We start from the raw sequence: 10,985 nt of genomic DNA on the forward strand, positions 1-10,985 counted from the left end.
GCAACGTCAATTACCGTCCCCTCTTGTCGCAGCGCGACATCTGGACAACCTTCACCACCGCATCCGCGGCGCTCATCATAGTTGACGCCCAGCGCTCATCCCAATCGACGTGCTACACCCAGCCGAGCCTGATCCGGATATGTTCGAGAAAGACCGGGTCCGTGATCGATGTCCCGCTTTCGATCAGATCCTGGTACCGGCGCCGCCAGGTCAGCTCCTTCGGGATGAAGAGGGCTGTGAACCCGTCCGGGCCGAGATCGGCCAACTGCGCGCGAGGGACCTCCTCGATCACCTCGTGCAGGCTCATCCCCCCGCTCTCCGTGCCGCGTAGGGCCCCGTAAAGCGCCTTCTGGTAGACGGATAGGGCATTCCGGGTTTCGGCGACCGCCGCCCGGTGTGCCGCGTCCTGAACCGAGTCCGAGAACATCAGGAAGCGCGGCTTCGCCTCTGGCCGCTCCTCGTTCTGTTCCGACGTGTAGAGCGTCCCGGTAATGCCGCTCGTCAGACGCGCCGCCCGCATCCCGAACAGGAGGAGCCCTCGCGCCTGTCCGCAGGCGGGGCAGGTCCGATCGATCCGGCCGTTTGCGTCCGTCGGGTTGTACATCCAGACCGGCGAGGCTGGTCCTGGCTCGAGATGGTCGTGATCTGCCGGGGTGAACTCGACCGTGTTCGCGTTGAGAACCCCCTTCACGATATGGCCCCCGGCGCCGCTGGCCTGGACCATGCGGTCGATCGACTCGTGATAGATGAGCCGGATCCGGTCTGCCCCGTTCTCGTCGAAGAACTCCTGATAGAGCTGCTCGAGATCCGCGTGGAGCGACTTCGACCGGGCGTCCTGCCGCCCGAGATGCGCCGTCGCTCCGCACCGGTTGCAGTTCACGACGGGCAGGGCCTGGCGGAGCATCTGCCGATCCAGGTCTAGCGCGTGGAACAGGTCCATCTGTGAGCGGAACCCGCCCGCCTCAAGCCGCGGCAGGGTCGTAACCATCCGGGACATCTCCCGGATCCAAAGCTGAAGCCGAACGTTGAAAAGGGGCCTCGGGCTCTCGACCGTTCCGGATCTGGCCCAAGCGACCAAGGCCACGACCAGTTCAGCCAGCGCGCTTTTGTCCGTCTCCGGCCAGTCCCGAAGGGCCCGGACCTGTCCGAGGCCGGCCGCGATCACCTCCAACGAGGCAGGCCCCTTGTGCTCGGCGATGATCTTCAGGGTCCGCTGGCACAGGTGATGCTGGACCAGCCGGTCCCCGAGCGCGATCCGCCAGGGCGGGTCGGCCGGGTCACCCTCATCGAGGAAGGCGAGGTCGGGAGCCGTCCGGTCCGGAAAGAGGCAAGCGGCCAGGCGCCGCGCAGCCGCCGGCTGGTCCATCTCCGCCGCGTCGCGCAGGGCCGCGTGGATCTCGGCAGGGTCGGGGCGGTCCAGATATTCCGGGTCCTTGAACACCTCGTTCGGGCCCTTGCGGGTCTCCCGGACCACCGCGCCCGCGTCGAACGGCTCACCGAATATCGTCTCTGCGTAGCGCCTCAGGTCTGTCGCAGCATCCTCGCCGGAGCCGAGCGTGGCCGAGGAGCCGACGCAGATCAGGTGACCATCCGGGGTGTTCAGGCGGTACTTCAGCCGACGCAGCAGGAGAGCAAGGTCCGCTCCCTGCGCCCCGTCGAAGGTGTGCATCTCGTCGACCACCAGGAACCGGAGCGTCTCCAGGTCGTTCTGCGTCCAGAGCGACTTGTCGCGCCCGCGCAGCAACAGGTAGTCGAGCATCTTGTAGTTGGTCAGGAGGATGTCGGGCGGGTTCCTCCGCATCGTCTCGCGATGGGTGATCACGCTTTCCGAGGTCACCTCATGCGCCGGGTTCTGCGGCTCCGCGTCCGCGTATATCCCCGCCCGCACCCCCTGTAGCGAGGGGATCCGGCTCAGCGCGTCCGCAATCCGGCGCGCCTGGTCGGTCGCCAGCGCGTTCATCGGGTAGATGAGGATCGCCTTGATCCCGGGCTTGCCCTTGTTTCGCCGGCAGTGATCGAGGATCGGCCAGAGGTAGGATTCCGTCTTCCCCGACCCAGTCCCGGTCGCCACCAGTGTCGAACGCATCGCCTCCCCGCTCAGCCTGGCGAAGGCGTCCGTCTGGTGCTGGTAGGGCGCGAAGCGCAGCGGCACTTCCGGGAAGGGCTGCGGCCAGGTCGCGTCCGCCGCCCCGTCGATCTGCCGGAATGGCATGTCGACCGAGATCCACGGCCCCTTCAGGAAATTCCCCGGCTCCGCCATGAACCGCTCCACCATCCCCTCGAAGGCGGGGCTGGTGCTGTTGAGGGTCGTGTGGACCAGTTCGCGCAGGCTGTCCTGCACATGACGGGCGAGGAGGACCGGGTTCATCTCAGGCGACCTCTTCGAGTTTCAGCCGCTCGAAATGGGCCCAGGCGCGGCGGTAGTCCTCGATCCGGTCGCATTGGGTGAAGGGGCCGACGAAGTGGCGGGTGACCGTGCGGGGTCCGCCAGGCATCGTATCGTCTATGGCGGTGCAGGTCAGTGCCGAAGGGTTGTCGGCGAGGCTCCTCTCCCAGGCGGCGCGGCCTGGGCTCTTGCCGCGGTCGTCCAGCCAGCCGACGCCGGGCAGGCCCTTGGAGCAGGTCCAGACGATCCGGCCGTTCTGGTCGTACCAGGTGCCCGCCTCATTCTCCTGTAGGACCGGGAAGTAGATCCTGTAGATCTCGATCAGCTGGTCGAGGGTCAGACCGAGTGCCTGCGCAACCAGCACGTCGATCTCGACCAGCGCCATACGGCGGGCGAACTCGGTCCGGAGACCCGCAGTCCGATCCCAGATAACTGGGAAAGCTGTGAGGTCCACCACCTTTTTGAGAGACCAATTTGGTGGTGTTAAATGTGGTCTGCTGCTATTCCAAAGTTGCTCGAAATCTTTTGTCAGGCAAGTAAGTTGCAGAACTCGAGAGTGAGATTCTGAGCAAAGCTTCGCAAAAGGCAGCACTGAAAACGCACCTTGGCGGAGCGTCGTCTGCCCGACTGATCTCGTCACAAAATCGGCCACAAGTGAAAATCCGATTGCTGCCGAGGATAGCAAGTCTGCCTCATTGTCTAATTGCACACTGGAAACAGTTTCTATGTGCGACCAGCCACGAGGAATAATCGCGCATGAGAATGAACGCACTCCGGTCATATCAACGCGACGTCGAAACCCCAGACGGAATGTAGACGCGTAGGACTGATATTCTGCCTTGGATCCACTGGTCCGCCAAGAATATTTGGTACGCGGAAAGTATTCTGATGGTATTTCCATTAGGTCGATTACGTCATAATCTCCATGCGTCTGCGCTCTACCATTCGAACACTGGAAAAGCACGGAAGCATCACCAATGTGTGGAGATGCCAAAATTACTTCGCTACGATCGCTTGGAAAACTTGGGTCCCTCTTGAGGGGTGAAGTGTTCGATTTTGAATTCTCTGGGACCATGTTGCTGAAAAAGTAACGAGGCATATCCAAGGAGTTTTCAGCCTGCTTCCGCAAAGCACTCTGGAAATCAGAACCTAGAACTCTAACCAATGGTGGTGCAGAGGTCCGCCTGTCATCCAATACCGCGAACACACCATCATCTTTATCGAAATCACTGTTAGTCACTTTCACAATTCTACGAAGATGTCCTCGAGTTGATCTGTTGCCATTCGCATCCTTTTCCGGCGGGAGTGGGCCCACACCATCGTGCGCATAACACTCTTCAACTTGGGACGGCAGCACCGCTCCGTAGACGTATTCAAATCCAATTTCTTTAGGCGAGGCCCGATACACATTACAAGAATATTCTCGCTTATGGCCAATTTCGGAGAACATCCTATTTTTCATTATGTTTCTAAAGTGAAAGTGCTTTAGGAGGCGAGGGTACACCTCAGTTCTAAGGACGCTTTCACCCCGCTCAACCAAGTGCCCATCTTCATGCACCAATGCAATAATACCTTCGCATGAAATGGATTTTATACTTAAATCAATAAAGCATCTATAGGAGTTATTCCCCCCAGACCCAGCAAAGGGGAAAAAATTTGCATTGGAAGTTACAGACATGAAGCCCTTTTTGGCAACGAACTCTGCCAGAAATCTACGCGTGCTTTCTTTGTTGCGAAGCAAATCCGAAGCAGAAAGCTCTCGACACAATGCTAACGGATCAATCTCTCCAAGCATTTCTCCCTCGTTCCACGAGGGCTTGGCCCAGGGCGGGTTCCCCACAACCACGTCAAAACCGCCCCGCGCCTTCATCACATCGGCGAAGATCAGGTCGAAATGGACGAAGAGCTCGCGCTCGGCCACCTCGACCGCCGTCTTCAGCCAGTCAAAATTCTCGATCAGGGCCTCGACATTCGTTTCCCGGAACAGCCGATCCTGCCGCTTGGCGGCCGCCTTGAACAGGTCGCGCGCGGGTGCGTCCGGTTCCAGCAGGTCTAGGAAGTCCGGAGCCGGATCCGCGAACTCCGTCACGCTCGGCGCGGCCAGCGCGCCGTCGGCGGTGAATCCCCCTTCGAGGATCATCGCCATCCCCTGCAGGAACTCCGCCCGGCTGGGCAGCTGGTCCGTCTTGTCCAACGGCCAGAGCCAGAGCGCACACCAGGCGTCCAGTGCGGTCTTGAGCCGCTTGTAGGGCAGCGTGTTGGTCGCTTGGTCGGCCCCGATCAGCTGGGCATTGCTACGGGCCTTCTCGTGGAAGTCCATCCCCCTGTTGCCCGCCATCACCTTGCCGGGCCAAAGGGTGATCTCGTCATTCGCGGCGGAGCGGGTCTTGGCGAGGTCTTCTGCGACCTGGTCGAACAACGCCTCGGCAATACGGCTGAGCTTCTGGACCAGCTTGATCTCGTGCGGTTCCAGCTTCTTGAAGAACCCGCCTCTCCGCCATTCCTTGATCTGATCCTGCGCGTTTTTGGCGAAGGGGGCGATCGACTTCTCCTTGTCAAAGTTCGCCATGTCCTTGGCAGGCAGGAGCCACTGCCAGACATGGCCGTCCGGCAGGCGGTTGCGCCAGCCGATCTCATCGGGTTTGCCGGTGAACCAGAGGTCTCCCTGCGCCTTGGCGCTGAGGAGGGACGGGTCATAGGCGGCCCGGCGCGCCCCGATCAGGGAGTTGCCGGCGTGGAGCTGGTCCCCGAACCAGGGCGAGAACTCGCTCCCGTGGAGGCTGTTCAGCCAGAGCGAGATCGCCCCCAGCTCGACCGCGATCGGGTTCTGGTCGACCCCGAAGCAGTTCCGGTCCGCGATGTAGGCCCGGACCCGCTGCTTCTCGAGGACGATGTCCTCCTGCGGGATGGTCCGGCCCGTCTCCTTCTGCTTGCGCTCGAGGTAGAGGTCGGCGAGCTGGTTCGTGGTTTCCACCAGGAACGCGGCGGAGCCCATCGCAGGCTCGAGGATCTTCAGCTCCAGGATCTGGTCCGCCTGAAGGTCCCGGCACCGCTCCATCAGCGCGTGCTTGACGAGGAGACGGGCGAGCGGTTCGGGCGTGTAGTAGGACGCGGACTTCTCCCGGTCCCGACCAGCGAGCCGGTAGATGAAGGTCCCCTTGGGATAGACCAGCGCCTCCGACCCGTTGAACACGATCTCGTCCCGGGCGAACTCGCGGATCCGGCTGCGCGGGACGAACCAGCTCGGGGCCAGCTTGTCGACCCTGTCCCGGCGGAACGCGTCCTCCTGTTCGGCCTCCTCACCATCGGGCGGGCCCTCATCGACCTCCTCGTCCGACTCAACCTCAGACGCCTCTATGCCCTCCCCGTCCTCGGCCGTGTCGTTCGACCGTCCCGTGCGGGGCTTCAGCTCGATCATGTCCGCCTTGGCGACGACCCCGGTGAAGGAGATCAGGGTCTCGTAGACCGCGCCCAGCTGGCCGATCCCGAGCTTGGCGTAGGAGATCCGACCGGTGCTCCTTCCGGTAGACCGGAGCGACAGGAGCCGGATCACCTGCTGGATCGCCTCGTTGCGCAGCCGCAGCCCGTTCAGGAGTGGCGTGCTCGCCGGGTCGAGCAGGGACACCTTCACGGCCGGCAGGCGTAGCCCGGTCCCCCGCTCCTCGTCGGCGAGATCGAGGCCGGTGTAGAGGAGGTCGAGGGTCCGCTGGAGGCTCTCCCAAAGGAAGGACCCCTCCCGGTCCGCCGTGGTCCGCAGCGGGGCGGATTCCAGCTCGCGCAGCGCCTCGAGCGAATACCCGGTCGCGTAGATCGGGTTGCGCATGTCCAGGAGCTTCAGGCGCGGGTTCGCTTCCGCGTAGAACAGGAACAGTAGCCGGTACATGTAGCGCAGGCACTCGCGCGACAGCTCAGGCCCGTCGATCCAGACCCCTCGCCGGGCCGGGTCCGGGAAGGTGGACGGGTACTTCCCGCCGGTCACCGCGATCACCTCCTGACCCAGCAGCTCGATCGCGTCCCGGACGGTCCGCTTCAGCGAGCTGGTGACCGCGTTGGCGTTTCGCTGCGCCTCCTCCTCGAGCCGATCCGAGATCGGCACCCCCTGGTCCGGGACGCGCGCCTCGCGGGAGATCAGGCACGCCATGACGGTCAGCGTGTCCCGGTCCGCGCGGGTGAAGATCTCCTGCAGGTCGAACCGGAGGACGGACCGGGCAGGCCACTTTCGCTTGTCGATCAGGACGAGCTGCGACAGGCCGACGACGAGCACGTGACGCGGCCCGTCGGACAACTCGAAAACCCCCTCCGCGAGGACAGACTCGATGGTCCGGTCGAGAAGGGCCGCGTCGCGCAGGTCCGGCGGAAGCTGCTCCGCGGTGAAGCAGGCGCCGAGCGGATCGGAAGCCTCGTCCTCCGGCGCGGGCACCGGCGCCTCGATCACCCAGAGCGCGTCACGGCCGGTCGCGTCCGCGGCACGGGAGACGAGCGGGATCACCGGCGCCCCGTCGAGCGCAGTAAAGACCCCCTCCCGCCGCCACTCATAGCCAAAGGCGCTGAGGACGGCGTGATGGGCGTCACGGACCAGCTCGGCGCGCCGGGACCGGTCAGAGCTGTTCCGGGCTTGCCTCAGCGCCTCCATCGTCGGGCCGGCAACCCGCACGAGCCGCTCCACGGGGTGAGCACTCCGCTCAAGGCTGGCCCAGCGAGCGGTGATGTCCTGAAGCTCATCCTTGAGCACGTCCGACAGGGTCCCGGACGGGAAGAACTCAGCCTCGTTTTCGATTCCGACCAGGTCCACCCGGTCACCCCACAAATACGGCTTTGACGTCCACGTGCGGGTTCGGGTCGGCTACCATCTTACGAGTCCGGTCGAACCACTCTGCCCAGTCGTGGAAAAGCTTCTTGATTTCCTGCTCCCGCTTGCGGCGGATCGTCAGGCGTCTCTTCTCGACCGGGCTCATCCCCGCATCGCCCGCGGGTACATCGCCGAGGTCGAGCGTGAGCTGGGCCCGGAACCGCGTCTCCAGGGCGGCAAGCCGTTCGAGGACCGCGTCAAGGTCTCGCTGAATTTCCGCTACCCGCGCCTTCCGCAGCTCGACGAGGTGGGTCTGGAACCGGTCCACGGCGATCGGGATGGCCGCATTCGCGGCTGACAGGTCCTCCAGGGGGCGGCTCGGGGTATCTTCCGAAAGCCGCGTCCGGGTGAGGAACGTCCCCACTTCCTCGATCCGGATCGTCCCGTCCGGAGAGCGGATCACCACGGCCCACCGGTCCACGACCGGGGCCCCATTCGCGTTCGGGATCGCCCCGTGCAGGATCACGGCAACCTCCCCGGGAAGCAGCCGGCCCGCGAGCGACGCCACCGGCGCCGCATGTTCCGGGAAGAAGGTGCTGGCCCGGTCCGCGAACCATTCGAGGATCGGATGCCCGTCCCAGAGGTACTGGACGGTCGGCCAGGCCCGCTCCTGCGCCTTCGCGTCACTGATCGCCTGGTTGATCACAGCGGGTTGGTCGGTCAGCTCGATCCGGTCCCCGGGGCCGACCGCCTCCTCTGGCATGAACCGACCGTCAACGGCGCCCTCGCTCGCGTAGCCGAACCCGTCCCGGGCCCGCATGTCGCCCGGGATGGCGAGCTGGATCAGCCGGTCCGTCTCATGGATCCGAGGTACCTCCGGGAAGGCGTTCTCCTCGGGCCGGGACAGCCGCTCGATCATCGCACGCGCGTAGGTGAACGTGTCCCGGTAGAGCCTGGGCGGGCCCTGATCCGTGGAGGTTGCCGCCGCAGCCGGCGCCGGCGCCGCGTAATCTCCGAATAGGGCCGCAAACTCGTCGTCGACCGACATGTGGCAGGTCGCCTCAGCGGCTCGCTCGTCCATCTGCCGCTCGAATGCCTCCGCGCCGATCCCGGACGCGACCGCTTCTGCGACGACCGCCTCCTCCCCCTCCGCGTCCCCCGCGCCAAGGAACACGGCCGGGTCCCCGACGCCCGCCTGGGCCGCCTCGTCCTTGGCGACAAGCTTCTCGAGGACCCACATCTGACGCACCTTGGGGTGCGTGCTCTCCCCTACGAAGTAGCTGATCTGCGGCGGCCGGTCCTGGCCGTACCGGTCAATCCGCCCGTTGCGCTGCTGGAACCGCAGAAGGGACCACGGGAGATCGAAATGGATCAGGCGGTGGCACTGGAAGTGGAGGTTGAGCCCCTCGGACGCCATGTCGGAGGCGATCAGGATCCGGATCGGGGATCGCTCCTGGCCGAACGCTTCGATCACCTCTTGGGTCCGGACGTCCGCCTCGACGCTGCCACCGTCCACCCGCGCCACTTGGTCCGGTGAGAGTTCCAAATCCTCACGCAGCCGCTCGGCGAGCCAAGAGACGGTCGCGATCCGCTCCGAGAAGATCACCAGCCGGTCCCGGGGCGCCCTGCCGGTCCAGCGCAACTCGCGCAGCAGACGCAAGAGCTCCTGGTACTTGCTGAACGCGCCAGTATCAATCGCGGCCACCATGTCGGCCAGCGACCGCAGCCGCTCCCGGTCTGCATCCGTACCGCGGGCGGTCCCGTTCTCGATCCCGCGGATCCGCCGCTCGAGCGTCTCGCGGCAGGCGACCGGGCTGGAAAAGATCGACTTGGCGATCGTGGTCCGGAACAGGTCGATCGCGCGCCCCCTGGTCTGCTCCTCGTCGAGATCGAGGTGGAGGTCGGCGATGGCCTGATAGGCGCCCTCCTCCTGCGGACTGAGCGGGAAGTTGCGCGGGAAGAGCTCCCGCTTCGGGACAGCGCGGCCGATATCTGCGACCACCTCCGGCGAGGACCGGAACCGGCGCACAACAAGATCCTCGATGTCGGACCTGTGCAGGCGGCTCGGGTCCGGTACACGGGTCGGGTCCAGCATGCGGATTAGGCTCGCGAAGCTCTCTTGCGACCCGTCATGCGGGGTCGCGGTCAGCAGCAGCAGGGAGTCGGTCCGCCGGGACAAAAGCTGGGCCAGTTCCGCCCGTTGCGAATTCGACCCGGCCGCCGACTTTCGTTCGGCCGCATTGTGCGCCTCGTCGATGATGATCAGGTCCCAGTAGGAGTGCTTCAGGGCGTCCCGGATTTGGGTGTCCCTTTTCAGCGTGTCGATCGAAACGATGGACCGGGCGAACTGGTCGAACACGTTGTAATGGGCCGGAATCCGGTTCCGCATCCGCCGGATCGCGGCGCTGTCGAGCCGGGAGAGCGGGATCGAGAACCGGGTCCAGAACTCCTTCTGAAACTGGGTCAGCATCGCGCGGGTCGTGACCACGAGGATCCGGTCCGCCCGGCCGCGACAGGCGAGCTCCGAGGTGATCAGGCCCGCCTCGAGCGTTTTCCCGAGACCGACGTCATCTGCGATCAGAAGCCGAACCCGGTCCTGGGCTAGCGCCCGCTCCACCGGCAAATGCTGGAAGGTAAGGTCGTCGATCGCAGCCCGTCCGAGCGTGAGGGGGCAGCGTGTTGTGGTGGGCGTCGCCCTGAACGCGGCCTCGAGGTGCAGCTTCGTGTCGATCAGACCAGACGAGGTGTCTGGGACCAGTCGGACCGCCGCCGGATCGAGGACGGCCGCACCTTTTTCGAGGTCCCAGACAAACCGGGCCTCTTTGTCACGCACGAGCCCGCTCACGCCGCGGCAGTGGACCTCTCGAAACCCACGCTTCAGGGTCGAAGTCCCTAGCACCTTCCAGGTGGCAGAGCGGAGCTGGATCACAGATCCGGGTTGAGGAACCGCACTCACTTTGCGCACCACGTCCCAGCAGAGTCTTTGATCAAGCACATCCGCTGATCCTGCAGCCTGCGCATACATGGATCCGTTCGGACATGATCGGCCATTCCGCCCCGCCTCATTTCTTTTCGCTTGAACGTGGCGCTTTCACGCTTCGATCCGACCCGATCGACTTCAGCCGCTCGTATTCTTCGACCGCGACTACTACGACAACAGCCCTACCGTGCTTTTCGATCGTTACGAGTCCAAACCGCGCCATATCGATCAGCCGGCCAAATCTGTACTTCGCTTCCTTGGCCGTAAGCCTCACCATTTCCAATTCTCGGCATCAGCCCGAGGATTGGCCATTTTGGCCGGAACCACAACCCGGTTTTGTCGGTCTGGTTGAAATTCGTGAGATGGTCCGCTCGATGCGTTCGACTGCTGCCCCCACTCCACCGGGAACGGCTCCATCAGCCCCGGCAGCGTCATCCCCTCCTGCTGCCGCCCGTCCAGTGTTGATTGCCACTGAGGCCTGACCCGGGGTTGCCACGAGGATCTGACCCGGGTTGTGGATGCGGGGTTTTCAGATCTCGTCAGGTCGGCTGTGGTTTCCTTTCACGCTGGGCTTGGGTGGCGGAGCTGTTCCTGAAGCGGAAGCTATCGTTGCCGGTCTCCAGGATGTGGCAGTGGTGGGTGAGCCGGTCGAGGAGCGCGGTGGTCATCTTGGCATCTCCGAAGATCGCCGCCCATTCACTGAAACTGAGGTTGGTGGTGATGATGACGCTGGTCTGCTCGTAGAGCTTGCTGAGCAGGTGAAACAGCAGGGCACCGCCTGAGGCGCTGAACGGCAGGTAGCCCAGCTCGTCGAGGATCAGCAGATCGGC

5 protein-coding genes are annotated in these 10,985 nt (G+C 64.1%); all 5 read right to left on the reverse strand.

All coding sequences use genetic code 11. From position 1 onward, the window contains the following. Window positions 1-112: 112 nt before the first annotated feature. Window positions 113-2,368, reverse strand: coding sequence for a DEAD/DEAH box helicase (locus QMO56_RS26115; protein ID WP_283530498.1), 2,256 nt, complete (start codon window positions 2,366-2,368; stop codon window positions 113-115). A 1-nt stretch (window position 2,369) separates the two neighbouring features. Then, on the reverse strand, window positions 2,370-7,178 hold the full coding sequence (locus QMO56_RS26120; RefSeq protein ID WP_283530500.1) for an Eco57I restriction-modification methylase domain-containing protein: 4,809 nt from the start codon (window positions 7,176-7,178) through the stop codon (window positions 2,370-2,372). Window positions 7,179-7,182: 4 nt separating this feature from the next. After that, the gene (locus QMO56_RS26125) at window positions 7,183-10,020 is read right to left on the reverse strand and encodes a DEAD/DEAH box helicase (protein ID WP_283530502.1); all 2,838 of its coding nucleotides are present in this window, start codon (window positions 10,018-10,020) and stop codon (window positions 7,183-7,185) included. Window positions 10,021-10,237: 217 nt separating this feature from the next. Next, window positions 10,238-10,432, reverse strand: coding sequence for a type II toxin-antitoxin system prevent-host-death family antitoxin (locus tag QMO56_RS26130; RefSeq protein ID WP_283530504.1), 195 nt, complete (start codon window positions 10,430-10,432; stop codon window positions 10,238-10,240). 262 nt (window positions 10,433-10,694) lie between these two features. Continuing rightward, the coding region (locus QMO56_RS26135; RefSeq protein ID WP_283530506.1) for an ATP-binding protein at window positions 10,695-10,985 on the reverse strand (291 nt) is incomplete at its 5' end.

The sequence above is a fragment of the Roseomonas sp. E05 genome (genome assembly GCF_030063475.1).
Lineage (GTDB): Bacteria > Pseudomonadota > Alphaproteobacteria > Acetobacterales > Acetobacteraceae > Pseudoroseomonas.